25 protein-coding genes are annotated in these 24,155 nt (G+C 66.9%); 2 read left to right on the forward strand and 23 right to left on the reverse strand.

The features are described from left to right. Nucleotides 1-14: 14 nt before the first annotated feature. The 15 genes from nifS to ACT53U_RS04680 all read right to left on the reverse strand — a co-directional run bounded on the left by nifS (nucleotide 15) and on the right by ACT53U_RS04680 (nucleotide 15,980). Nucleotides 15-1,220 carry a cysteine desulfurase NifS gene (nifS, locus tag ACT53U_RS04610; protein WP_476153158.1) on the reverse strand — a complete coding sequence of 402 codons (1,206 nt, stop codon included), beginning with the start codon at nucleotides 1,218-1,220 and terminating at the stop codon, nucleotides 15-17. A 61-nt stretch (nucleotides 1,221-1,281) separates the two neighbouring features. Then, nucleotides 1,282-2,328 (reverse strand): Fe-S cluster assembly protein NifU, encoded by a 1,047-nt coding sequence (gene nifU, locus ACT53U_RS04615; RefSeq protein ID WP_476153160.1) that lies wholly within the window; start codon nucleotides 2,326-2,328, stop codon nucleotides 1,282-1,284. 28 nt (nucleotides 2,329-2,356) lie between these two features. Next, nucleotides 2,357-2,677, reverse strand: coding sequence for a HesB/IscA family protein (locus ACT53U_RS04620; RefSeq protein ID WP_476138024.1), 321 nt, complete (start codon nucleotides 2,675-2,677; stop codon nucleotides 2,357-2,359). Between the two features lie 421 nt (nucleotides 2,678-3,098). Next, on the reverse strand, nucleotides 3,099-3,749 hold the full coding sequence (locus ACT53U_RS04625; RefSeq protein ID WP_476153162.1) for a nitrogen fixation protein NifQ: 651 nt from the start codon (nucleotides 3,747-3,749) through the stop codon (nucleotides 3,099-3,101). A gap of 141 nt (nucleotides 3,750-3,890) precedes the next feature. Beyond that, nucleotides 3,891-4,208 carry a ferredoxin III, nif-specific gene (fdxB, locus tag ACT53U_RS04630; protein ID WP_476138026.1) on the reverse strand — a complete coding sequence of 106 codons (318 nt, stop codon included), beginning with the start codon at nucleotides 4,206-4,208 and terminating at the stop codon, nucleotides 3,891-3,893. 1 nt (nucleotide 4,209) lies between these two features. Then, nucleotides 4,210-4,410 carry a CCE_0567 family metalloprotein gene (locus ACT53U_RS04635; protein ID WP_476138027.1) on the reverse strand — a complete coding sequence of 67 codons (201 nt, stop codon included), beginning with the start codon at nucleotides 4,408-4,410 and terminating at the stop codon, nucleotides 4,210-4,212. A 176-nt stretch (nucleotides 4,411-4,586) separates the two neighbouring features. After that, entirely contained in the window at nucleotides 4,587-5,057 is a 471-nt protein-coding gene (locus tag ACT53U_RS04640) for a NifX-associated nitrogen fixation protein (RefSeq protein WP_476153164.1), read from the reverse strand. Nucleotides 5,058-5,067: 10 nt separating this feature from the next. Then, nucleotides 5,068-5,565, reverse strand: coding sequence for a nitrogen fixation protein NifX (nifX, locus tag ACT53U_RS04645; RefSeq protein WP_476153166.1), 498 nt, complete (start codon nucleotides 5,563-5,565; stop codon nucleotides 5,068-5,070). After that, a complete protein-coding gene (gene nifN, locus ACT53U_RS04650) occupies nucleotides 5,528-6,913 on the reverse strand; it encodes a nitrogenase iron-molybdenum cofactor biosynthesis protein NifN (RefSeq protein WP_476153168.1) in 1,386 nt (461 codons plus the stop codon). The genes nifX and nifN overlap by 38 nt, the downstream gene beginning before the upstream one ends. Nucleotides 6,914-6,924: 11 nt before the next feature. Beyond that, complete coding sequence (gene nifE, locus ACT53U_RS04655) at nucleotides 6,925-8,454, reverse strand: nitrogenase iron-molybdenum cofactor biosynthesis protein NifE (RefSeq protein ID WP_476153169.1); 1,530 nt, start codon at nucleotides 8,452-8,454, stop codon at nucleotides 6,925-6,927. Nucleotides 8,455-8,610: 156 nt separating this feature from the next. Continuing rightward, nucleotides 8,611-9,468: a tyrosinase family protein gene (locus ACT53U_RS04660; protein ID WP_476153171.1), complete on the reverse strand. Its 858-nt coding sequence runs from the start codon at nucleotides 9,466-9,468 to the stop codon at nucleotides 8,611-8,613. Between the two features lie 217 nt (nucleotides 9,469-9,685). Next, the gene (nifK, locus tag ACT53U_RS04665) at nucleotides 9,686-11,224 is read right to left on the reverse strand and encodes a nitrogenase molybdenum-iron protein subunit beta (RefSeq protein ID WP_476153172.1); all 1,539 of its coding nucleotides are present in this window, start codon (nucleotides 11,222-11,224) and stop codon (nucleotides 9,686-9,688) included. Nucleotides 11,225-11,394: 170 nt separating this feature from the next. Further along, nucleotides 11,395-12,897 (reverse strand): nitrogenase molybdenum-iron protein alpha chain, encoded by a 1,503-nt coding sequence (gene nifD, locus ACT53U_RS04670; protein WP_476153173.1) that lies wholly within the window; start codon nucleotides 12,895-12,897, stop codon nucleotides 11,395-11,397. Between the two features lie 148 nt (nucleotides 12,898-13,045). Continuing rightward, the gene (nifH, locus tag ACT53U_RS04675; RefSeq protein WP_476153174.1) at nucleotides 13,046-13,936 is read right to left on the reverse strand and encodes a nitrogenase iron protein; all 891 of its coding nucleotides are present in this window, start codon (nucleotides 13,934-13,936) and stop codon (nucleotides 13,046-13,048) included. A gap of 358 nt (nucleotides 13,937-14,294) precedes the next feature. After that, nucleotides 14,295-15,980 (reverse strand): methyl-accepting chemotaxis protein, encoded by a 1,686-nt coding sequence (locus tag ACT53U_RS04680; RefSeq protein WP_476153175.1) that lies wholly within the window; start codon nucleotides 15,978-15,980, stop codon nucleotides 14,295-14,297. 624 nt (nucleotides 15,981-16,604) lie between these two features. Between ACT53U_RS04680 and ACT53U_RS04685 the strand changes: the two genes are divergently transcribed. Then, the gene (locus ACT53U_RS04685) at nucleotides 16,605-16,976 is read left to right on the forward strand and encodes a 2Fe-2S iron-sulfur cluster-binding protein (RefSeq protein ID WP_476153176.1); all 372 of its coding nucleotides are present in this window, start codon (nucleotides 16,605-16,607) and stop codon (nucleotides 16,974-16,976) included. An 83-nt stretch (nucleotides 16,977-17,059) separates the two neighbouring features. Then, complete coding sequence (locus tag ACT53U_RS04690; RefSeq protein ID WP_476153177.1) at nucleotides 17,060-17,539, forward strand: rubrerythrin; 480 nt, start codon at nucleotides 17,060-17,062, stop codon at nucleotides 17,537-17,539. A 115-nt stretch (nucleotides 17,540-17,654) separates the two neighbouring features. Here the strand turns inward: ACT53U_RS04690 and ACT53U_RS04695 are convergent, their stop codons facing one another. The 8 genes from ACT53U_RS04695 to nifB form a co-directional block, all read right to left on the reverse strand. Then, nucleotides 17,655-18,686, reverse strand: coding sequence for a histone deacetylase family protein (locus ACT53U_RS04695; protein ID WP_476153178.1), 1,032 nt, complete (start codon nucleotides 18,684-18,686; stop codon nucleotides 17,655-17,657). Nucleotides 18,687-18,705: 19 nt separating this feature from the next. Then, nucleotides 18,706-19,524 carry a shikimate 5-dehydrogenase gene (locus ACT53U_RS04700; RefSeq protein WP_476153179.1) on the reverse strand — a complete coding sequence of 273 codons (819 nt, stop codon included), beginning with the start codon at nucleotides 19,522-19,524 and terminating at the stop codon, nucleotides 18,706-18,708. Between the two features lie 155 nt (nucleotides 19,525-19,679). Beyond that, on the reverse strand, nucleotides 19,680-20,555 hold the full coding sequence (locus tag ACT53U_RS04705; RefSeq protein WP_476153180.1) for an SIR2 family NAD-dependent protein deacylase: 876 nt from the start codon (nucleotides 20,553-20,555) through the stop codon (nucleotides 19,680-19,682). A 113-nt stretch (nucleotides 20,556-20,668) separates the two neighbouring features. Continuing rightward, nucleotides 20,669-20,884: a putative nitrogen fixation protein NifT gene (gene nifT / locus ACT53U_RS04710; RefSeq protein WP_476138043.1), complete on the reverse strand. Its 216-nt coding sequence runs from the start codon at nucleotides 20,882-20,884 to the stop codon at nucleotides 20,669-20,671. A 76-nt stretch (nucleotides 20,885-20,960) separates the two neighbouring features. Then, entirely contained in the window at nucleotides 20,961-21,329 is a 369-nt protein-coding gene (locus ACT53U_RS04715; RefSeq protein ID WP_476153182.1) for a nitrogen fixation protein NifZ, read from the reverse strand. Continuing rightward, nucleotides 21,329-22,117, reverse strand: a complete 789-nt coding sequence (locus ACT53U_RS04720) for a 4Fe4S-binding leucine-rich repeat protein (RefSeq protein WP_476153184.1) — start codon at nucleotides 22,115-22,117, stop codon at nucleotides 21,329-21,331. The genes ACT53U_RS04715 and ACT53U_RS04720 overlap by 1 nt, the downstream gene beginning before the upstream one ends. A gap of 33 nt (nucleotides 22,118-22,150) precedes the next feature. Then, on the reverse strand, nucleotides 22,151-22,342 hold the full coding sequence (locus tag ACT53U_RS04725) for a 4Fe-4S dicluster domain-containing protein (RefSeq protein WP_476153185.1): 192 nt from the start codon (nucleotides 22,340-22,342) through the stop codon (nucleotides 22,151-22,153). A 164-nt stretch (nucleotides 22,343-22,506) separates the two neighbouring features. After that, entirely contained in the window at nucleotides 22,507-23,991 is a 1,485-nt protein-coding gene (nifB, locus tag ACT53U_RS04730; RefSeq protein WP_476153188.1) for a nitrogenase cofactor biosynthesis protein NifB, read from the reverse strand. Nucleotides 23,992-24,155 lie beyond the last annotated feature (164 nt).

Consider the following 24,155-nt stretch of genomic DNA (forward strand, 5'->3'; position numbering starts at 1 on the left):
TCCCTCCCCTTCGATCAGGCATAGACCGGGTTGAACGTGGCCGGCGCCTTGTCCGCGCCCTGCCAGAACGGCGACAGCGCGCGCAGCTTCTCGATGATCGGCGGCATCACCTCGAGGACGCGGTCGACGTCCTCGTCGGTGTTGTCGCGGGAGAACGAGAAGCGGATGGCGCCGTGGGCCGCCGTGTAGGGCACGTTCATGGCGCGCAGCACGTGGCTGGGCTCGAGCGAACCGGAGGTGCAGGCCGAGCCCGACGAGGCGGCGATGCCCTCGCGGTTCATCAGGAGCAGGATGCCCTCACCCTCGATGAACTCGAAGGCGATGTTCGCGGTGTTGGGCAGGCGCTCGGCCGGATTGCCGGTGACGAAGCAGTTCGGAATGCGCTGGAGAAGGCCCTTTTCCAGCCGATCGCGAAGGCTCGCGACGCGGGTGACCTCGTCCTCCATGTGGGTGGCCGCCAGTTCGGCCGCCTTGCCCAGACCGACGATGCCGGGGGTGTTCTCGGTGCCGGCACGACGGCCGCGTTCCTGATGGCCGCCCTTGAGGAGCGAGCGGAAACGCACGCCGCGCTTGACGTAGAGCGCGCCGATGCCCTTCGGACCGTGCAGCTTGTGGCCGGAGAGCGACAGCATGTCGATGGCGGTCGACTTCAGATCTACGGGCACCTTGCCGACCGCCTGCACCGCGTCGGTGTGGAACAGCGCGCCGACCTCGTGGGCGAGTTCGGCGAGTTCGGCGACGGGGAAGATCGTGCCGGTCTCGTTGTTCGCCCACATGATCGAGACGACCGCGGTCTTCTCCGACAGGGCGGCGCGATAGGCGGCGATGTCGAGCAGGCCGCGGCTGTCGACCGGAATGACGTGGACCTTGACGTCGCGCGTCTTCTCGAGATGGGCGCAGAGCGACAGGACGGCGGGGTGTTCCACCGCCGAGGTGATGATCTCGTCGCGACCGGCCTGCGCCTCCAGCGCCGACAGGATCGCCATGTTGTCGCTCTCGGTGCCGCCCGAGGTGAAGACGATCTCGTGATCGAACTCGGCGCCGAGCAGCTTCTGCAACGAGGCGCGCGCCGCCTTCACCGCCCCGCCGACCGACGCGCCGAAGGCATGCATCGAGGAGGGGTTGCCGAACTGTTCGGTGAAATAGGGCAGCATCGCCTGGACCACCTCGGCGTCGCAGCGCGTGGTGGCGTTGTTGTCGAGATAGACGGGGCGGGTCATGGGTCGGTCCTCGTTCGTCTTCGCGTTCGTCGGGTGCGAGGGGAAGCCCCCTCGCCCGCCCTCACTTCACCGGCACGACCCGGAGCGGGATGCCGAGCTTGGCGATCAGCTTTTCCTGGACGCCGTTGACCGTCATCGACGCCATCTGGCAGCCGACGCAGGCGCCGGTCAGCTTGACGATGACGTTGGAGCCGTCGACGTCGACCAGCTCGCAGTCGCCGCCGTCGCGCTTGAGGAAGGGACGGACCTCTTCCAGCGCTTCCTCGATCAGCTTGATCTTCTGCACCGTGGTCAGGCGCGGCGCCGCGGCGGCAGCCGCCGGAACCGGCGCGGGAGCGGCACCGGCGACGACCTCGGTCGCGGCGGCGGCCTTCTCCAGCGTCTCCAACGAGATCACCGGCTGGCGGGTCTCGGTGGCGGGCGTGGCGACCGGGCTGGAGGCCATCTGGCCCTGTGGCTTGGCCTTGGTCTTCAGCGACTTGGGATCGACCGAACCGGCGCGATAGGCCGCATCGGCGGAGAGCAGCCCCTCCTCCACCATCTCGGCGTTGACGCGGACGAGCACCGCCTCGACACCCTCGAAGCAGGTGAGGCAGCCGCCGCCGGCCTTGGTGAAGTTGGTGACGGCCTCGATCGTCGTCAGCTTGTTCGAACGCACGGCGCGTTCGATCATGCCCTCGTCGACGCCGAAGCACTTGCAGACCAGCGCGCCTTCCTCGTGGTCGTCCTTCCACTCCTCGCCGCGGAAATTGGCGACCGCGGCCTGGAGCGCCTCGTAGCCCATCACCGAGCAGTGCATCTTCTCGGGCGGCAGGCCGCCGAGGAAGTCGGCGATGTCCTGGTTGGAGATCTTCAGCGCCTCGTCGAGCGTCTTGCCGACGACGAGTTCGGTCAGCGCCGAGGACGAGGCGATCGCCGAGCCGCAGCCGAAGGTCTGGAACTTGGCCGCCTCGATCACTTCGGTCTCGGGATCGACCCGCATCATCAGCTTCAGAGCGTCGCCGCAGGAGATGGCGCCGACCTCGCCGACCGCGTTGGCGGTCTCGAGCACACCCGCATTCACGGGGTTGAAGAAGTAGTCCTTGACCTTGTCAGTGTAGTCCCACATGGGCCGCACTCCTGAATAGCGTTCGGGATCAACCGAAGGACTTGCCGCACGAACACTTCGAGGTGGCGTTCGGGTTGTCGAAGACGAAGCCGGAGCTCTCGAGCCCGGTGACGAAGTCGACCGTCATGCCTTCCACCAGGGGGCAGCTGTCGGGGTCGACGTAAAGCTTGACGCCGTCCTGATCGACGACGATGTCGCCGTCGCGGGTCGTGCCCTCGAGGCCCATGAGATACTTGAAGCCGGCGCAGCCGCCCGCCTCGACCTTGATGCGCAGGCCCTCGACGGGCGTGGCGGCACGGGAGATGGCCGTCTTGACGGCGGCGACGGCGCTGTCGGTCAGCTGGATCATCGACGTGTTCCCTCGTTGCGAGTGGCATTCGAGGGAGATTTCGCAAGCGCCGTGCCAATCGGTGAAAACCCTGACAATCCTTGTCTTTTTACGATCGTTCGCCTGTGCGAAATCCGACAAGGGCGGATTTGCGACATGTCGGGAGAACGACGAAGAGCCTGAAAGGACGGGGGATTCGGGTGGAAGTCGGTGGCGTGGCGAGGCACGCTCGCGCGTGCGCCCCCTCATCCGGCGCGTTCCGCGCCACCTTCTCCCGCGAGGGGAGAAGGGATGTCCGGGGCGAAGGCCGCGCCAATCGCGACGTCGCCACGTGTCGTGATTTCGAGAGATCGTTCGGAAGCGCAGCGCTCCCCCTTCTCCCCTCGCGGGAGAAGGTGCCCGAAGGGCGGATGAGGGGGCGCTCGCGTGCGCGAGCAGGCCCTCACTCCGCCGCGAGCGGCGCGGCGATCGCCAGATCCATCGCCCGGCGGCGCGTCGCCATGCGGCTCTCGCCGTCCTCGGCGCCGAAGCAGTCGGCGAAGTCGGTGCAGGCGGCGCAGGACGGCGCCGAGCACAGGGCGAAGCCCTCGGCCTCGCAGAGGCGGCGATAGAAGTACTTCTTCCAGCGCATGTTCTTGGTGTTGCCGGCATGCAGCACGGGGAAGAACAGCGCCAGCAGGCGGCCGAGTTCGGCGCGATCGAAGAGGCCGAGGTCCTGCCACAGGTGATCGGGACGCATGGCGCGCCGGGCGATCATCGTCGCCACCAGCGGGCCGTCGCCGGCGCGGCGATCCTCGGCGAGATGGTCGAGGAGCAGGTCGCGCAGCACCTCCTCTTCCGGTTCGCAGGTCGGCCGGGCAACGTCGGCGAGCGGGAAGAGGCGGCGATCGACGGCAGGGAAGCGTTCGGCCAGCAGCGCATCGAGCCGGTCGGGCGAGAGGCCCGTCGCGGCGCAGACGTCGGCCACGCCGGACGCCGCCTCGTCGACGGCGACGGCCAGCATGCAGGCGAAGGCATGGGCGGCGAAACCGTCCTCGGCGTCTCGGGCGGGCCTCGCCGCCGCCGCGATCGTCGCATGCCAATGATCGGTCATGGTCGCCTCCTCGGTCGGATGTCGCCTCGGGATCGGGGGAGACGGCCGGCCATTCGGGGGGAGCCGGTCGTCTCGGGGTCGCGACCGCGCGTGTGATGCGGTCGGCCAGGGTTCGGCGCCCGCGGCGAGCGCGGGCGGACGTCAGGCCGCGATCTTGTCGGCGGCGACGTGGGACTGGCAGTTCTTGGGGCAGACGCGGGCGCAGGCGCCGCAGCCGATGCAGGAACCGGCGGCGTCGACCACCATGATCATGCGGTTCAGCTCGCCGTCGAAATCCTCGTCGTCGCCCTCTTCGCACTTGCCGAGGATCTCGCCCTCGTCGTCGACGCCGTAGAGGTGCATCACGTCGCGCGAGCAGACCTTGAAGCAGCGACCGCAGCCGATGCAGGTGCCGCCGTCGATCGAGACGAGGTATTCGGGCATCCAGCCGGAGCCGTCGCGGGTCACGAAATCGGTCATGTCAGGCGGCCTCCAGGCTCTTCAGTTGGGCGCGCGCGGCTTCCAGCGCGGCATAGGCGTCGTGGGTCGCCTGGGCGACCTCCATGATGGTCTTCCAGTTGACCGGCAGTTCCTCGGAGAGGTCGTGCAGGTTCATCTTGGCGTTGATCGCCTTGGCGGAGAGCTTCTTGATCTCGGCCTTGAGCGTCTCGACGTCGGACATGGCGTCCCTCCTCGATGCGAACTCAAAATTGGATTGGGCATCATCCCCGACGCGGTGGGTCGGACGACACGGTCGGCCCACGAGACAGCGCGCCCGGCTCGGCGTAGCCGCGAGCAGCCGCGCCGGGGATGATGCGACGAGGACGGCACGGGGAATGTGCCGCCCCCTTCCCCGGGTCACCAGTCGGCGACTTCGGGGAACTTGGCGATCATCTCGCAGGCCTCGTCGACGGCCTTGGTGCCGGCCTCGGCGAGCTTGCCGAGGTTGTCGTGGCCCCAGCGATGGACGTCGCGCAGCGACTTCGACAGCACGACCAGACGGCCGGCGGTCAGGACGACGCGGCCGAAGCCCTCGTGGCTCATCTTCATCATCGGCGAGGCCATGCGGCCGGACGCCTGCTCGATGGTGAGGCCGACGGCGGCATAGAACTTCTCGACCCGCCACAGCACGTCCGGATCGGGATCGCCGATGATCGGGATCTCGCGGCGCTGCTCCTTGGTCAGGATGAAGTCCTTGAGGAGATCGGCGTCGGTGCGCCCCTCCCAGGTGCCGTAGCTGTCCTCGGCGCGGACGAGCCGCACCAGGGTGGAGAGAAAGGGCGTGGCGAGCGCCACGGCGTCGGCGTCGAGTTCGGCGGTGTCGGACATCGGAGATACCTCAATCGTCGGCGAAGGAAGGCTTCGGGGTGGCGATGCCGGCTTCCGCCAGCACCTTGCGCAGCCACGGGGGCGGCGCACCGTTCAGCATGGTGCGGGTGCGCTCGAGCACCTCGTCGATCGGCGACGGCGCCTGCACCTTGATGGGATGGATCTTGGCCGAGACGACCTTGGCGGCGGACGGGCCGCCGATCGCCAGGCAGAACAGCAGGTGACAGCCGGTGAGCGCCTCGACCTTGGGGGTGATGCGGTCGTCGCCGTCGGTCTTGTGCAGACCCGACTGTTCGGTGACGTCGTCGAAGGCCAGCGCCTCGACGAAGGTCCAGCCCTCCTTCGACACGTCGTAGACGGCGAAGCGGTTGGCCGACCCGAAGTGCGCGTTGAGCGACTTCATGTCGTTGGTGGCGATGGCGACGCGGACCGCGCCGGCCGGACGCTCGGGGGCGGCGGTCGCCTCGCCGTCAGTGGGCACGAGCGACAGTCTGCGCACGGCTGTCATGGGCGTTCTCTCTCTTCAGTAGCGGATCGAGACCCTCGGGGGTCGGATCCTTCCGGTGGGCCTGGAAGACGTTGGAAACCTCGAAGATCAGGTCGCGGGTGCCGCGATAGCCGACGAAGCGGCGATGTTGCGCGCCGAGCCGATCGAAGATCGGAAAACCGACCCGATAGAGCGGAATGCCGAGCCGCTCGGAGGCCTGACGGCCGTGCGAATGGGTGACGAGCAGATCGCAATCCCCGGCGAGCTTCTCGAAGTCGCCGAGATCGCCGACCTTGACCTCGTCGGCCGGGACCTTCCTGAGGATCGGCGAGGTGCCGGTGGTCGTCACGGCGGCCGAGACCTCGGCGCCCATGCCGGCGAAGAAGGTGGCGAGCTGATAGAGGTGATCGGGCTCGGCGGCGATGCCGACCTTCTGGCCACCGAAGTGGAAGTGGCCATCGAGCAGCGCGTCGGAGAGCTGCGAGCGCTGGCGGCGGATCTTCGCCGGCACCGGCTGGCCGGAGATCTCGGCGAGCGCGGTGACGAAGCGATCGGCCGCCTTGAGGCCGGTCAGCGTGCCGAACAGCGTGTAGGGAACGTCGGCGACTTCCGCGAGCTTCTCGGCCGCGGCGCGCTGGCCCTCGCCGATGGCGATGCAGTGGACGCATTCGCCGAGCGAACGGATGTCCTCGACCTTGGTCCCACCGTAGGTGGTGGGGATCCACTTGCCCGGCACGGTGCCGTCGAGGGCACCGGTGACGTCGGGCAGGATGGTCGCCTCGAGCCCGAAGGCCTCGATCGTCTCGCGGATCTCCTCGATGTCGGCGACCGTCAGGTTGAAGCCCGGCAGGACGGCGATGCGCCGCGGGTTGCGACGGGGGGAGACGCGGGCGGTGATGCCGTCGATCATCGAGACGACGGCCTTGGTCCAGCCCTCTTCGATCGAGCCGTTGAAGTCGGGCGTCGCGGCGAGCACCACCTCGGTGCCGGCGAGATCCTCGGCGCGGCGCGCCTTGATCATCGCCAGATCGCCGGCGAAGTCCTCGCCGCGGGTCTCGACCAGCGCCGTGGTGCAGACGCCGATCAGCTTGGGCTTCGTCCGCGTCTTGAGGTTCATGATCGCCTCTTCGAGGTGATCGGCGCCGCCCATGATGGTGGCGACCTCGTCCATCGCGGTGGTCTGGAGCGGGATCGTCTCCTTGAAGTGACGGACGAAGAGCACCAGCGCGAAGGAGGTGCAGCCCTGGCTCCCATGGAACAGCGGCACGCAGCCGTCGACGCCGAGGAAGGCGAAGGCGGCGCCGAGCGGCTGGCTCGACTTCAGCGGATTGACGGAGGCCGACTTCTCGACCGGCAGGACGTGGGCCATGGGGGTCCTCCTCAGCAGTCGTCGGCGTCGCCGGCACCGGAGCCGGCGAACTTCTTCAGCGTGTGGGCGGGGAACGTGTCGTTGGCGGCGACGAAGGCCGCCTCCTCGCGAGCCCCGACGACCGGGCCGCCACCCACCACGCTCTCGCCGGTGATGCGGCCGTCGGCGTCGAAGGGCGCGGGGGCGCGGACCTGATCCCAGATCGGATTGTGAATGGCGATGTCGATCTGGCGGACCAGTTCGACCATGCCGTCGTAACCGGCGTAGGGAAGGTGACGTTCCTGGTTGATGTCGAGCCAGGGCATGCGCGCCTTGAGCGCGACGAACTGGGTGCGACCGCCCGACAGCATGATGTCGGCATCGTGACGTTCGAGCAGTGCGTAGAGATCGCGCGGCGCCATGCCCTCGAACATCTTGTGCTCGTCCTCGAGCAGCTGCTTGACGCGTTCCTTGTCCTCGGGCGTCGACTTCTTGACCGAGGTGCCGACGATCTCGATGCCGATCTCCATCAGCGCCGAGGCGACCGACCAGGACTTCACGCCGCCGGTGTTGAGCAGGACCTTGCGGCCCTCGAGCCGCGGGCGGAAGGCCTCGAGCCGGGCCCAGGCGATCGCCTCTTCCCGCGCGATCACCGCCTCGGTGCGATCGATCAGCTCGGCGTCGGCGCCCTGACGCACCAGCAGCGTCGCGATCTGGCGCAGCGCGTCGGACGTGTCGGCGATGCCGTAGAACGAGCCCTCGAAGAAGGGGATGCCCCAGCGCTCTTCCATCTTGCGGGCGAGATTGATGAGTGCCGTCGAGCACACCATCATCGTCGCCTTCGCGGTGTGGGCGCTCGCCACGTCGGCGTAGCGCGCGTCACCAGGGATGCAGGCGCGGATGCGGATGCCGAGTTCGTCGAGCAGCGGCTTCACCAGCCAGAACTCGCCGGCGAGATTGAACTCGCCGAGGATGTTGATGTCGTAGGGACCGACGTCGTCGGGCTCGAACGTGCCGACGACATGGTCGAGCAGCGCCTCGCCGGCGAGCTTGTTGCCGAGGTTCTTCGAACCGACGAAGCCGGCGGAATGGACCGGGATCACGGCGAGCCCGAACTTCTCGGTCGCGTGGCAGCAGACGGCGTCGATGTCGTCGCCGATCAGCGCGGTGACGCAGGTCTCGTAGACGAAGATCGCCGGGGGGCGATGCTCCTCGACGATCTCGCGGATCGCCTTGTAGAGCTTGCGCTCGCCCTGCCCCATCACGACGTCGAGTTCGGTGAGGTCGGTGGTGAACGACGTGCGCCACAGCATCGGGCCGGAGGACGCCGCACCGCGGTTGTCCCAGGAGTTGCCCTCGCAGGCGAGCGGCGCATGGATCAGGTGGGCGGCGTCGGTGATCGGCTGCAGCACGATCTTGGCGCCGTCGAAGGCGCAACCGCCGGCGGCGGCGCCGGGGGTCAAGGGCTTGGAACAGCCCTTCTTGCGCGCCTTCTCGTCCTTGGCCGCGTTCTTGTCGCAACCGGGCTCGTTGAAGAGTTCCTGGACCTTCGGTGACAGCATGTCCGGCCCCCTGTCGTCGACTTTGTCGGTCATCCGACAAAGCGCTGGCGTCAGGGGAGTAGGAGCAACGGGCGTGCCAGATCGACGCCCGCCGCTCCCTTCAGCAGAATGAAAAGACATTTCCGCACTCGGCGGTGTGCAGTTGCGTCGTCGAACTCATTCGTACTGATAGCCGAGACTCGACGTGGACAACGTGTCCTGCACCTTCCAGCTCCCGGTCCACGGTGCCGGCTTGCCGGGCGCGTGGAACACGAGCTCGGAACTCAGATCATAACCGGGAGATCTGTCCTTGGGCATATAGGGCTCATTGACGGGATGTTGCTGTTTCCAGCGCTCCCAGAGCAGGTCGAGATAGCAGTGATGGAGAAAGAACACGGGGTCGTTGGGCGAGGTTGCATCCGCCATGTTGCCTCCGACCCACCGATGCACGGCGTTGTGCAGAGCGCCCTCCGCCACCACTTCCCAACTGTTCGCGCCACCCCAATAGGGTGTCTTGCCGATCGCCGACGCCACGAGTGCGTCGTCCGGCAGATACGACGTCTTGTCGTCGCCGAACTCTCGACGCAGCGCGACGTCACCCTTCTTTTCATCCCAGACCCGGATCGGAAACTTGCCGTTGGACGATGCGAACGGGCCCGTGATCACGTGGTGGTTCTGCACGGCATCGCCGTCTCCACCCATGAAATCGGGTGTGAACGGGGTCCCTCCCCCCAGGCTCCAATCCCAGTAGGGTATCGACAAGTTCGTGTCGCCCACCGCGGCCTGAAGTGCGAGCTCGAACTGTCGCAGTAAAATACGATGCCACGGAAAGAACAATGGCCCACGATGAGGCATCGGCATCAACATGTCTGGTCCGACCATCGCGTTTTTGTGAACTTGAACAAAATCGTCGTAGCGCGACATCTTTCCAGGATTCAAAACGCTGTCGACGTCGTTTTTCAGCTTCGTAACTGCATTGACATATTTTGCCTTATCCGATGCAGCGAGCTTCTTGATATCTCGGCGAGCCAGCATGGTGCTTCCTCCCTGCCGATCGGCGAAATACCGCCAATCGTTCTCATTCACACCCATAGAGTGTCATGCATGCGATGGCATACCAAGGCGAATGTCGCGGCATCTCGTGCGGGGTGCTCTCGGAAGACGCCAACCGTCTTGCCTGCAACGCGAAACGGCCGCCCTTTCGGGCGGCCGTCGCGTGTCGGTCGTTGTCGGCTTTGCGACTTCGAACGCCTCAGCGGGTGAGGTCGTAGGAGTAGTCGGTCTTGCCGGCGACGATCGTGTCGCTGTCGAGCTTGTCGAAGACCTTGTCGAGGATCGTCGTCAGCACGCGCAGGCCGCCCTGATAGCCCATCAGCGGGAAGCGGTGGTGGTGGTGACGGTCGAAGATCGGGAAGGTCAGGCGGATCAGCGGCACGCCGGTGTCACGCTCGAGGTACTTGCCGTAGGACGAGCCGATCATGAAGTCGACCGGTTCGGTGAACAGCAGCGAACGCAGGTGCCAGAGGTCCTTGCCGGCCCAGACCTGAGCGTTGGCGCCGAACGGGTTGGCGGCCAGCATCTCCTTCATCTCGGCTTCCCAGGCCTTCGAGCCGTTGGTGGCCAGGCAGTGGGTCGGCTCGCCGCCGGTCTCCATGATGAACTGCGCCATCGCCTGCACGAAGTCCGGGTCGCCCCAGATCGCGTACTTCTTGCCGTGCAGATAGGCCTGGCTGTCGGCCATGGCGTCGACGAGGCGGCCGCGCTCCATGCGGATCGCTTCCGGGATCGCCTTGCCGGAGAGCTCCGACACCTTCATCAGCAGGCTGTCGGTAGCCCGAACGCCCAGCGGATAGTGGAAGGTCGCGGTCTCCTGACCCTGCTCGGCGACGTAGTCCATCGTCTTGCGGGTGTTCCAGTACTGCAGCGAGATCGTGGCCTTGGCGTCGAGCGCACCCTTGACCTGATCGATCGTCGTGCCGCCGTCGTACATGCGATAGTCGCCGTCCGAGGGGGTGTCGAACTGGTCCGAGGCGTCCGAGACGAAGGTGTATTCGACACCCATCAGGTCGAACAGACGCTTCAGTTCACGGTTGTTGCCGACGCAGAAGCCGTCGAAGCCCGGGATGATGTTGATCGAGGTCGCCGGCTTGCGCTCGGCGTTCTTCCAGAAGTTCTCCAGAATGCCCTTGATCATGTTGTCGTAGCCGTCGACGTGGGAGCCGACGAAGGCCGGGGTGTGGGCGTAGGGGACGGGGAAGTCCTCCGGCACCGAACCCTTGGTCTTGGCATTGGCGATGAAGCCCTGGAGGTCGTCGCCGATGACTTCGGCCATGCAGGTGGTCGAGACCGCGATCATGTCGGGCTGATAGAGCGCCGAGCAGTTGGCGAGGCCGTCGATCATGTTGTTGAGGCCGCCGAACACCGCGGCGTCTTCGGTCATCGACGAGGAGACGGCCGAGCACGGCTCCTTGAAGTGACGCGACAGGTGCGAACGGTAGTAGGCGACGCAGCCCTGCGAACCGTGCACGAAGCTCATGCAGCGGGAGAAGCCGGCGGAGGCGAAGACGGCGCCGAGCGGCTGGCAGGCCTTGGCCGGGTTCACGACCAGGGACTCACGGGCGAGGTTCTTCTCGCGATATTCCCAGGTCTTCAGATACTCGCCCTGCTCGGCGACCTTGTCGTCGGGCAGCGGGCATTCGAACTCGGCGCGCTTGCGCGCGAACATTTCCTGATACTCCGGCTCGCGGAACAGCGGAGCGTGGTCGAGGACCTTGTCTACGGACTGCGGCATGATTGGTCACCTCTCCAGGATCTCCGCGCCATACGGCGGACGATCGTTCAGGGTGTGAGCAAGGGTCGCGCGGGCGGGTGGCTCGCGGCGGGGTTTCGTGTCGTCAAGTCGATCTCGAGGGTTCCGCTCTGCCCTCCGCATCGCGGCGGAGGGCTCGAGCGGATCGCCGATCACTCGGCGGCGGCAGCCAGCGGCGCCTTCTCGGTCCACGGGGCGTCGAACAGATCCCAGACCGGGTTGTTGATCGCCAGATCCATGTCGCGCGCGAAGATCGCGAAGCCGTCGTAGCCGTGGTACGGGCCGGAGTAGTCCCAGGAGTGCATCTGACGGAACGGGATGCCCATCTTCTGCACCGGGTACTTCTCCTTGATGCCGGAGCCGACCAGGTCGGGACGCACCTTCTCGATGAACTTCTCGAGCTCGTAGCCGGTGACGTCGTCGTAGATCAGCGTGCCCTTCTTCACATAGTGACCGGTGCGCTGATAGTCGTCGTTGTGGGCGAACTCGTAGCCCGTGCCGGCGATCTCCATGCCGAGGTCTTCGTAGGCGTTGATCACGTGACGGGGGCGCAGGCCACCGACGTAGAGCATCACCTTCTTGCCCTTCAGGCGCGGGCCGTACTTGGCCTTGATGCCCTCGACCAGCGGCTCGTACTTGGCGATGACGGCTTCCGCCTTCGCCTCGATCTCCGGGCCGTAGTGCTTGGCGATCTTGCGGAGCGACGCGGCGATCTGCGACGGGCCGAAGAAGTTGTACTCCATCCACGGAATACCGTACTTCTCTTCCATGTGCCGGCAGATGTAGTTCATCGAGCGGTAGCAGTGGATGAGGTTGAGCTTGGCGTGGACCGCGTTCTCGACCTCGGCGAGCGTGGCGTCGCCCGACCAGTTGCCGACCACGCGCAGGCCCATCTCCTCGAGCAGGATACGGGAAGCCCAGGCGTCGCCGCCGATGTTGTAGTCGCCGATGACGTTGACGTCGTAGGGCGTCGTGACGACCTCGCGTTCCTTCTTGTCGAAGACCCAGTCACGGATCGCGTCGTTGGCGATGTGGTGACCGAGCGACTGCGACACGCCGCGGAAGCCTTCGCAGCGGACCGGAACGATGGTCTTGTCGTGTTCCTTGCCCTTCTTCTTCGACACCGCTTCGATGTCGTCGCCGATCAGGCCGATCGGGCACTCGGACTGGACCGAGATGCCGTTGGCGAGCGGGAAGAGGGTCTCGATCTCGTCGATGACGCGCTCGAGCTTCTTGTCGCCGCCGAACACGATGTCGCGTTCCTGGAAGTCGGTGGTGAACTGCATCGTCACGAAGGTGTCGATGCCGGTCTTGCCGATGTAGTAGTTGCGGCGCTGGGACCAGGAGTACTGGCCGCAGCCGACCGGGCCATGCGAGATGTGGACCATGTCCTTGATCGGACCCCACACCACGCCCTTGGAACCGGCGTAGGCGCAGCCGCGGATGGTCATCACGCCGGGGATCGACTTGATGTTCGACTTGACGTCGCACTCGGTGACCGGGCGCTCTTCGCCCTCGATATCCTCGGTGCCGCCCTCGGCAGCGACCGAGAGGTGCTTCTTGCGGCGCTTGGCGAACTTGTCGGGATACTGAGCGAGAACGTCCTCGATCAGCTTGGCGTGCATTTCGCCGTCGTTTTCATAGTCGAGGCTCATGGGAACCCCCCTCGTAGGGATCGGCGCACAGGGGCGACGCGATCCGGAGCCGTGGCACTCGCCCCTCGAGGGGGCCGTTCGGGGGGCGGCGTGGAGATGCCGCCCGGGTCGGGTCGCGGGCAGGCCCGCGACCCGTCTGCCTCCGGGATCACTCGCCGGCGACGGCGGCTTCCTTGGCCTGGAGCTCGGCGAGAGCCTGCTCCTCGGACTTCATGATGCCGAACTCCATCAGCATCTCTTCGAGCTCTTCCATGGTGATCGGGGTCGGGATGGTGCCCTTGCCCGAGTTCTCGTGGATCTTGCGGGCGAGCTCGCGATACTCCTTGGCCTGCTGGCTGTCCGGCGCGTACTCGATGACGGTCTGACGGCGCAGCTCGGCGTGCTGGACGATGTTGTCGCGCGGCACGAAGTGGATGAGCTTGGAGTTGAGCTTGGCGGCAAGCGCCTCGGCCAGTTCCAGCTCCTTGTCGGTCTGACGCTCGTTGCAGATCAGGCCGCCCAGACGCACGCCGCCGGAATGGGCGTACTTGAGAATGCCCTTGGCGATGTTGTTGGCGGCATAGAGCGCCATCATCTCGCCGGACATGACGATGTAGATTTCCTGGGCCTTGTTCTCGCGGATCGGCATGGCGAAGCCGCCGCAGACGACGTCGCCGAGAACGTCGTAGGACACGTAGTCCACGTCGTCATAGGCGCCGTTCTCTTCCAGGAAGTTGATGGCGGTGATGACGCCGCGGCCGGCGCAGCCGACGCCCGGCTCCGGTCCACCGGACTCGGTGCACTTGATGCCCTTGTAGCCGATCTTCATGACGTCCTCGATCTCGAGGTCCTCGACCGAGCCGGCTTCGGCCGCGAGGTGAAGAACGGTGTCCTGGAGCTTGGTGTTCAGGATCAGGCGGGTCGAGTCCGCCTTGGGATCGCAGCCGACGATCAGGATCTTCTGACCCATCTCGACGAGAGCAGCGAGGGTATTCTGGGAGGTGGTGGACTTGCCGATACCACCCTTGCCGTAGAAGGCGATCTGCCGAAGCTTGGCCATGTTTCGAACCCCTTCGAAAATTTGGTCGGGCATCGATGCCCGATGCCGTCCGTCCGTTCGGCAGCCTTGTCGCCGCCTAGCGCAAAGGGAGTTTCAAGCTTCGTGCCAAGTGCCCCATCGGCGCGTCACGATTTTTATATTCCTTCAATTTCAATGACTTGTATGAAATGCCGCAGACCGAACGGCGCAAAGAGGGCGCTGTCGCGACCCCGACATTTCCCGACAGGGCGTGTCGAACAACGTCTGTCGGAGGGGTTCGACGGACGAAATCGACGCTTCGCGACGAAACCCGACACGATGCGACGAGGGCCGGAGATCGCTCCCCGGCCCTCGTGATCTCGTCGATGGTCGCGCGGGCTCAGGCGGCGGCGAAGTCGCGGACGAAGACCTCGACGACCTGCCGGAGATCGACGGCCTGGCTCGACAGGTCGGTCGACAGCGTCATCAGCTGGGTCGAGGCAGCGCCCGTCATCTCGGCCGCCTGGCCGACGCCGGCGATGTTCTGCGTCACCTGATTGGTGCCGGTCGAGGCCTGCTGGCAGTTGCGGGCGATCTCGGCGGTGGCGGCACCCTGCTCTTCCACCGCGCCGGCGATGGCCGTCGAGATCTGCTTGATGTCGCCGACGATCCGCAGGATCTCGCTCATCGAGGTGACGCTCTCACCGGTCGCCCTCTGGATCTCCTGCACCTTGGTGCCGATGTCGCCGGTCGCCTTCGCGGTCTGGTCGGCGAGCTGTTTGACTTCCGCCGCGACGACGGCGAAGCCCTTGCCGGCCTCGCCGGCGCGCGCCGCCTCGATCGTGGCGTTGAGGGCGAGAAGGTTGGTCTGACCGGCGATGTTGGAGATCAGGTTGACGACGTCGCCGATCGCCGCGGCCGCCGTGGCGAGCGTGCCGATGCGGGTGTTGGAGACCTCCGCTTCGCCGTAGGCGGTGTCGGCGACGGCGGCGGAATGGCCGACCTGGCTGCCGATCTCGCGCACCGAGGCGGCGAGTTCTTCCGACGCCGCCGAGACGGTCTGGACGTTGGAGGCCGCCTCTTCCGCGGCAGCGGCGACGGCTTGGGCCTGACGCGCGGTCTCCTCGGCGGTCGCCGAGAGGTTCTTGGCCGAATCCGCGACCTCGCCGGAGGAACGGGCGAAGCCCTGCGCCAGTTCCTGCATACGATCGACGAAGTCGGTCGCCAGTTTCTCGCGATGGGCGAGCGCGCGCAGTTCCGCTTCCTCGAGGGCGGCGCGTTCGCGGCGGGCCTCGTCGGCGGCGCGGAGCTGCTCGCGCAAGGTCGCGAGCGCACCGGCGATGACGCCGACCTCGTCATGGCGATCGGTGTCGGTGATCTCGGTGTCGAGCATGCCGCGCCCCAGGGCGGTCATGGCGGTGACTGCGCGACGAATGGGGGTGCAAACGCCGCTGCGGACGAGATAGACCGCGAGCCCGACGATCATCACCACCGCCAGTCCGACGGCGATCAGAGTCTGCCATGCCGTCCACACGGCATTGGTGGTCGTGTCGCGGCTCTCCTCGTCGAGACGGGCGGTGATCTCGCGGGTGAGCGGCAGCCCGGCCTCGAGCGACGCGGTCAGTGCCGGGCGACACTGTTCCTGCATCACGCGCGCGGCGGCGGTCATGCCACCGGTCTCTGCGGTGCGGTTGACCGCCATGCAGGCGCCTTCGGTCACCGCGAGGAAGCCGCGTTCGACGTCGGCGAAACGATCGGCGAGGCTCGGAACCTGCCGGCGTGCCTCGGCGAAGTTCTCGCGGAAGCTCGCGATCGACGCGGCCTGCGCCTTCAGGGCGGCCTGACGCGCCTCGGATGTCGGCGCCTCGATGCTCTGATGCAGACCGATCTCGTACTGCGTGATGTAGCGCGCCGCACGCGTGTATTTCAGCGTGCCGGAGACGGTGTTTTCGAGGAGCCCCTGGTAGGTTCCGGCGATCACCAGCAGCCGATTGGTCGAATAGAGTGCGCCTGCGAGGCTCACGCCTCCGAGCAACAGCAACAGACTGACCACCTTCCAGACGATCGACCAATTCTTGAACGACATGCTCCCGACCTCCTGTCGCGATCCGTCGCGCGCTTGCCCAATAGATTCGGCAGCGCGACGACACCAAATCGAGCAATCAGCATGCTGTTTTTCTAGTTTCCGAATATGAATCTTTGATTAATTGACATTTCACTAGTATTTATTCGATTAAATCGATGCGCATACGTATAATTGCTCAATTTTCCCGCCGAAATAGCCCCACGTAAATGTTCGTTTTGAACGAATTTACAATGACGAGCAGGGCCCACATCGTCTTCGACGCGTTCGAGAGCCCGACGAAACACGAGAGCGCGACCAGAGGTCGCATACTTGTCGCAAGTTGCAACAGGTCGCCATCCCTCGCCCGGGCGCACGTCGAAGCGAGGCGCATCGTCGCTCCGGCCGCGACATCGCGCCGACGAGCTCGCGACAGGCACGTGTCGCGACACCGACAAAGCGCGACAGGACGGCGCGCGAGACGGCGCCCGGTGCCCGAAAATCGGCCGCGGGAGCCCGCCCGCCACTTGGCGCGGGGCTTGCTCCGGGGCTCGACACGCAACCCCGCGCGGTTCGGCGGGCGACTTCTGTCGTCCGTGCCGGCGGGCCGCGTTCGACGTCAACCGAGACACGCCAGCGGAGCAGACGATGGCCAACGTGACCTTTTCTTCCCGCGTCCTTCCCAAGGACGTCACCGTCTATGCCGTCGCGGGCGACCGCGGCACCATTCTCTCGGTCGCCGAGAAGCATAAGATCCCGATCCCGTTCGAATGCCGCGACGGCGAGTGCGGCTCCTGCCTCGTCGAGATCGTCACGCTGACCGGCAAGACCATGGGCTCGCAGCTGACCGAGAAGGAGAAGGTGATGCTGAAGTCGCTCGGCCGCATCACCGCCGACGAGGTGACGAACGCAGAGACCAACGACGTCATGCCGAAGTTCCGTCTCGCCTGTCAGACGATCGTGCGCGACCAGGACATTCTCGTCCGCTTCCTGGGCGACCAGCCGGGCGACGCCGTCTGACGGACCCGAGGCCGGGGCGATCCGTCCCGGCCCCCTACCCCTCCCCGGCGACAGGGCGACGGGGCGACGACGAGGAGCGCGACATGAAGAACGTCGAGGAATTCCTGGCCTATGCCGTCAAGCTCGAGGAAGAGGCCATGCTGCGGTTCGGTGAACTCGCCGACAGCATGGAGACCTGGGGCAATGCCGATGTCGGCAAGCTCTTCCGCAAGCTCTCGGAATATTCCAAGTGGCACATGAGCGACGCCAAGGCGCGCTCGGGCTTCCGCGAGATCCCGGAGATGGCGCCGCACGAGTTCCACTGGCCGCAGGGCGAGAGCCCGGAGCGTGCCGCGATCTGGGCGGCCGATCCCTTCATCGCCCGTGACGAGGCGCTGGAGATCGCGCTCTCGGCCGAGCGCGCCGGTCTCGCCTTCTACGCCCACGTGCTCGAGACGACCGACGATCCGGAGATCGCCGCGCTCGCCAAGGAGTTCGTCGAGGAGGAGAGCGAGCACGTCGCCGAGCTCCTCAAGTGGATCGCCGCCCACAAGGCCGGCAAGCCGTTGCCGGCGCACGCCTGAGGCGGACGCTCCCGCCCCGACGTCGATGCCCCGGCTCGCCGGGGCTTTCGGCGTTTCGGGGACGGCGTGGTGAGGGACGAGCCTCCCTTCTCCCGCAAGGGGAGAAGGAAAATCCTCACGCGCCTTCGAAGCCGGTCAGGACGCCGACGGCGTTGTGGCCGATCGCTTCCACCGCGTAGCCGCCCTCGAGCACGAAGACGGTCGGCAGGCCGAGCTTCGCCAGCCTGCGGCCGATCTCGGGATAGTCCGACGTCTTCAGGCGAAAATGGCTGATCGGATCGCCCTCGAACGTGTCGAGGCCTAGCGAGACCACCAGCGCCTCGGCGCCGACCTTGCGGATGCGGTCGATCGCCGTGTCGAGCGCGGCGCCCCAGACGTCGAAGCCGGAGCCGGCGAGAAGTGGCAGGTTGAGGTTGAAGCCCTCGCCGGTGCCCTGGCCCACTTCGTCGGCGGCGCCGAGGAAGAACGGGTATTCGGTCGCCGGGTCGCCGTGGATCGAGGCGAAGAACACGTCGGAGCGATCCCAGAAGATCTCCTGCGTGCCGTTGCCGTGGTGGAAGTCGACGTCGAGCAGCGCGACGCGGCCCGCGCCCTTCTCTCGCAGGCGCTCGGCGGCGCAGGCGGCGTTGTTGACGTAGCAATAGCCGCCGGCGGTGCGGCGGCCGGCGTGGTGGCCCGGCGGGCGGCAGCCGGCGAAGGCGACGCGCTCGCCCGAGGCGACGAGATCGGCCGCCGTCAGCGCGACGCGGAACGAACTCTCGATCGCCTTCCAGGTGCCTTCGACGAAACTCGCGCCGCCGTCGAAGGAATAGAAGCCGAGCAGGGCGCGGATCGCCTTCGGCTTCAGGTCGGCGCGCAGATTGTGTGTCGGCCAGACCATCGGCAGTGCCGGACCGACGTAACCGGCCTTGGTCCAAAGATCGAAGGCCTCGGCGAGGAAGGCGACGTAGTCGGCGTCGTGAACCCGACACACCGTGTCGAGGCTCTGTGTCGTCGGCGCGACGAAGGGGCCGAGGCCGCGGCGTTCGGCCTCGGCGAGCACGAAGGCGAGGCGTTCGGGCTTCTCGTAACCGGGCTCGATGATGCCGGCGCCGAGTTCGACCTGACCGGAATGGCCGAGATGGTCGGGGGACCAGACGATCTTCATGGGGGTGATCTCCGATGGCTCAGGCGCGTGAGAAGGCGCTCGCGCGGGCGATCAGATCGTCGTCCGGGCGGATGCCGGTGTAGAGCACGAATTGTTCGACCGCCTGCAGCGTCATGACCTCGGCACCGGTGATCACCGGCCTGCCGAGCCGGCGGGCGGCGAGAATCGTCGGCGTCTCGGAGGGCAGCGCAACGACGTCGAAGACATGAGACGCCGCGGTGATCTCGGCTTCCGAGAAGGCGAGATCGTCGGCGTCGGCGCCGCCGGCCATGCCGATCGGCGTGACATTGACGAGCATCGCACCGGCCGTGTCGCCGACGTCCGCGCGCCAGCTCCAGCCGCAGCGGTCGGCCAGCGCGCGGCCGGCGGCCTCGTTGCGGGCGACGATGGTGCCGGTCGTGAAGCCCGCGTCGCACAGCGCCGCGGCGACGGCCTTGCCCATGCCGCCGGCGCCGCGCAGCACGACCGGCGTCGACACCGGTACGTTATGGGCGACGACGAGTTTCGCCACCGCGACATAGTCGGTGTTCCAGGCCTTCAGGTGCCCGTCGGTGTTGACGATGGTGTTGACCGCGCCGATGGCGGCGGCGGACGGGTCGAGCTCGTCGACCAGCGGGATCACCGTCTCCTTGTGCGGCATCGACACCGCCGTGCCGCGGATCGACAGCGCCCGGATGGCCGTGACCGCGCCGGCCGCGTCGGAAACCGCGAAGGCCTTGTAGACGTAGTCGAGCCCCAGTTCCTCGTAGAGGAAGTTGTGGAAGCGGGTGCCGGTGTTCGACGGACGCGCCGAGATCGACATGCACAGGCGGGTGTCGCGGGTGATGCGGAGGGTCATGCGGGCTCCCGGTCGTCGGTGGGACGGGGGAGGCTAGACCCGAGGCGCGGCGACGGCAACGCACGCCGTCGCAGGGCGGGCGTGTCGACGGCGGGAGGCGGAGGACCACGCGGTGCACGGCGAATGCCGCACCGCGCGCGGGGTCACGCTCGCCCTCAATCCACCAGCAGATCGACGGCGCGGGAAAGCGGCAGGTCGACCACCTCGGCGCCGATCTCGGCGAAGAACTTCAGTTCGTTCTTGGTCAACCCCGCCGTCTCCGTCACCACGACCAGCGGACCGGCGGAGCGCTTGGCGATCTGGCGGGCGTAGGTGCGCAGCATCTGGTCGTGGAAGCGACAGCCGACGAAGACGAAGCCGCGGGTGGCGCGGATGCCCTTCACCACCTCCGGGATCGGCGTCTGGATGTCGATCTCGGTCAGAACCTCGACATAGTCGCTGTCGGCGACGAGGAAGTTCTTGGCCGGGGCGACGGCGCCGTGCGGCTTGTAGAGCACGGTCTTGGCGGTGTCGGCCGTCGCGGGCGCGAGTTCCGCCCCGTCGGGACCGTAGGCGCGGAACCAGATGTCGGCGTTGACGCCGGCGCGCGTGATGCCCTGGATCTCGACCCAGTCGGTGCGGCCGGACGCCTTCAGCGCGGCGCGGGCGGCGCTGTCGTACCAGGTGTCGACGATCAGGGCGAGCGGCAGGGTCGCGAGCTTGGCGTGGAGCTTCGAGGGCGCGACGGCGGGGCCGAAGATCTCCGCCATGAAGGCGACCAGCGTGTTGCGATGACGGCGCTGTTCGATGAACTGGGCGACCGACCACATGTTGGTGCGGATCCGCGACGGCGCCGGCGCCTTGGCGTGCAGCCGGGCCGCGACCGCCTCGGGCAGCAGCGGGATCGGCGCCTCGCCGTCGAGCGCGGCGAGGTCCGGCCCGAGGAAGGGGATCAGCCGGTCGGCCTCGAGACCGAAACGGACGTCGGCGAGCTTGGCCTCGGCAGCGGCCCCGGTCAGCACGACGGGCTCGGCGGTGGCGATCATGGTCATGGTCTCTCCTCGTCTCGTCGTGTGGTCGGGCTCGGTCGGTTCGCCGGCTCTGCCGGCGCCCCCTCATCCGGCCCTTCGGGCCACCTTCTCCCTCGAGGGGAGAAGGACGGGCCTCACTCCTCGTCGTCGCCGATCTTGCGGGCGTTGACGGTGATCGGCAGCTTGGTTTCGGCCGGCATGTCGGGCAGGACCAGAACCCAGCCGTTCTTCATCTTGATCGAACCGCCCCACATCCCCTCCTTCTCGACCTCGACGACCGGTTCCTCGAGATCCTTCTTGGGGATGTAGGCGGAGAGCCCCTTGGGCGTGTTGCGGAGCATCACCTTCATGTCATGGGCCTTTCGTGGGCGGTGGCGCCATTCCCCGGCGCCGGATGCGGGTGGCGCGGGGCGCGCGCCGGAGGGGTCATTCGGCCGCTTCGCCGAGTGCGTGGTCGGTGTCGTGGGCAGCGTCGCGGGCGGCCCGCGCGGCGGCATCGGCGCGGTAGCGGGCGGCTTCCTCGGGCTCGGCGTCCATGGAGACCAGCTCCTTGCCGCGCATGCCGACGATGGTGCCGCGTTCGGTCCATTCGACCGCGTAGATCCAGAACATCTGCAGGAAGGTGCCGATGTCGCGCACGTAGCCGACGTCGCCCTTCATCACCAGCGGCTCGCCGATGTCCTTGCGCGGATAGGTGCCGTCGTTCTTGACGAGGCGGCGGGCGACGACCCGCTCGCCGGGCTTGAAGACCGGGGCCTTGCGGATCTCGACTTCTTCTTCGCGTGCGAGGCCCATCAGCGCTCTCCTTCGGTCTTCAGTCGTGCCTCGACCGCCTCGCGGACGATCGCCTCGACGTCCCCGGCCATGGCCGCGAGATCGGCGAGAGGCAGGCGTTCGGCGACGGTGAACCGCACCCGAACGTCCGGATCCTTCGCCAGAGCGTGCAGCCGTTCCGGCGCCAGTCGCTCGGCGACCACCAGACGGACCGTCGGGTCGGGATCGAGGATCAACGCACCGAGATGGCGCGGATCGACGCGACGGGCCGCCTCGCGGCGAATTTCGTCGTCCTCGTCGTGCATCACGCCGACGAGGAGCGCGGGCGGCGCGCGACGGGCCGCCGCCATGCGGACGCCGTAGTCGGCATCCGAGAGCAGCGGCACGAGGTCCTCGGCGTCGAGACGCCTGACGACCGTCATGCGCACCCGCCGGTCGGGATCACGGGCGAAGCCCCGGATCCGCGGCTTGGGCAGACGCAGCGCCACCATGGCGCGGACGTCGGGCTCGGGATCGTTCATCAGAACTCCGAGCCGGAAGGGGCTGGCGTATTTCGCCGCCAGCGTCCTCACCTCGAAATAAGGATGATCGAGGTAGCGATCGGCCTGCGCCGGATTGGCCGCGAAGAAGCGGTCGATCCGCTTGCCGCGCCGGTCGTTGACGCAGGTGCGCCCGAACTCGCAGAGACCGGCCGCACGGTTCTCGTCGTGCGGACAGTCCCGGCAGGAAATCGGGTTGCCCAGCCAGTCGACGGTCTCGTCCTCGTCGACCGGCTGGATCCGCAGCGTGCCTTCGAAGCCATCGCTCATGGTCGCCGTCCCTCCCGGCCACCGAGCGCGGCGTCAGGCCTTGATGCAGGTCTTGGGCACCGGGCAGACGGAAGCACACTGCTGGGTGTCCAGGCCGTCGCACTCGGTGCACTTCGCCGGGTCGATGATGTAGGTCTCGCCCTTGAACTTGATCGCCGCCGACGGGCACTCGAATTCGCAGGCGCCGCAGGTGGTGCATTGGGAAGAGATGATCTTGAAGGCCATGAGCCCGTCTCCTGGTGTCGTCACGTCGTATCGGCAGTTTCCTGCCGGCTGGGGGCCGTCCGGCCGAAGCCGGACCCGACGCGAGCGCGCGACGGCTCAAGTTCCGTCGCCACCCACGAAGGTGTGCGGCGCGCCCGGAGGGGTGCGCCGCGTGCGGTGTCGCCTCAGGCGACGGCCGCGGAGCTCTCGATGCCGAACTCGGTCGCGTAGAGCGCGCCGATGGCGGTTTCGATGTAGTCGAAGGCGTAGTCGTCGGTGGCGCGGATGCCGGCCGCCGTCAGCATGTCCTTCGGGCAGTCGCCGATCTTCGAGCACAGCACCACCTCGACGCCCTCGAGCGCCGCGATGACCGTGTCGAGGGTGGCGTCCTCGCCCCAGCCGCCTTCGCAGTACTGGGCCTCGACCTTGCGGTGGCCGACGAAGGTGATGCCCTTCGGACCCGCCTCGTAGACCTGGAACTCCTTGGCGTGGCCGAAGTGCTGGTTGATGCGACCGCCGCCCTGGGTGGCGACCGCGACCAGCAGCTTGGCCTCGACCGCGGTCTCCTTGACCGCGGCGACCGCCGCGTGCTTCGCCTCGACGTGATCGCCGCGCTCCTTGGCGACGATCTCGCGATAGGCCTCACGCTTGGAAGCGTCGTAGGTGACGGTCTCGGGCAGCTGGTCGAGGGTGAACTCCTGACCGCGGTCCTCGCCGAGCAGGCCGACGGCGTCGGCGCGGCACTGGCGGCAATGACGCATCAGCTTGGCGCCGCCCTCGAGCTTGTCCTGCAGGTCCTTCAGCTCCGCCGGGGTCGGTCCGCGCTGGCCGGTCAGGCCGTAGTGGGTGCCGTGCGCCGGATCGGAGATCAGCGGCATGACGTTGTGCAGGAAGGCGCCGCGCTCCTTCACCCACTTGTTCACTTCGAGCAGATGCTCGTCGTTGACGCCGGGGATCAGAACCGAGTTGATCTTGGTCAGGATGCCGCGTTCCGTCAGCATCTCCAGGCCGAGCATCTGGCGCTCGTGCAGGATGCGGGCGGCCTCGACGCCCTCGTAGCGGCGCTTGTTGTAGAAGATCCAGGGATAGATCTTCGCGCCGATCTCGGGATCGACCATGTTGATGGTGATCGTGACGTGGTCGACGTTCATCTGCGCCAGCTCGTCGACGTGGTCGGGCAGCGCCAGACCGTTGGTCGAGATGCAGAGCTTGATGTCGGGGATCTCGAGCGAGATCGCCTCGAAGGTCGCTTTGGTCTTCTTCCAGTCGTAGCAGGCGTCGCCGGGACCGGCGATGCCGAGGACCGAGAGCTGCGGCACCTCGTTGGCGACCGTCACCACCTTGCGCATCGCCTGATCGGGCGTCAGCTTCTCCGAGACGACGCCGGGGCGGCTCTCGTTGGCGCAGTCGTACTTCCGATTGCAGTAGTTGCACTGGATGTTGCAGGCCGGCGCCACGGCGACGTGCATGCGGGCGAAATAGTGGTGGGCCTCTTCGGAGTAGCAGGGATGATCCTTGATCTTCTCCCACGTGGCCTCGTCCATGTCCTCGGGCTTGGCGGACGAGCCGCAGGAGGACGACGAACACCCGCCCGAAGAGGCGGTCTTCTGGAGGGCATCCGCGTCGATCGGCGTCAGGATGCTGTCCAAGGAAATCATCGGCTGGTTCATCTCGACCACTCCCCTCGGCATGGTTCGAGGGAGATTTCGCAAGCCCCGTGCCAGAGACGCGCGAACGGCGGTTTTCGAGGGATTCCAGACTTGTCGCCGCGCGCCGACGTCGGAATTGTCCGTCGGACATGTCGGATTCCTGTCGCGTGTCCGACACCGGACAT

The organism is Pinisolibacter sp. DMC19 (assembly GCF_056313985.1).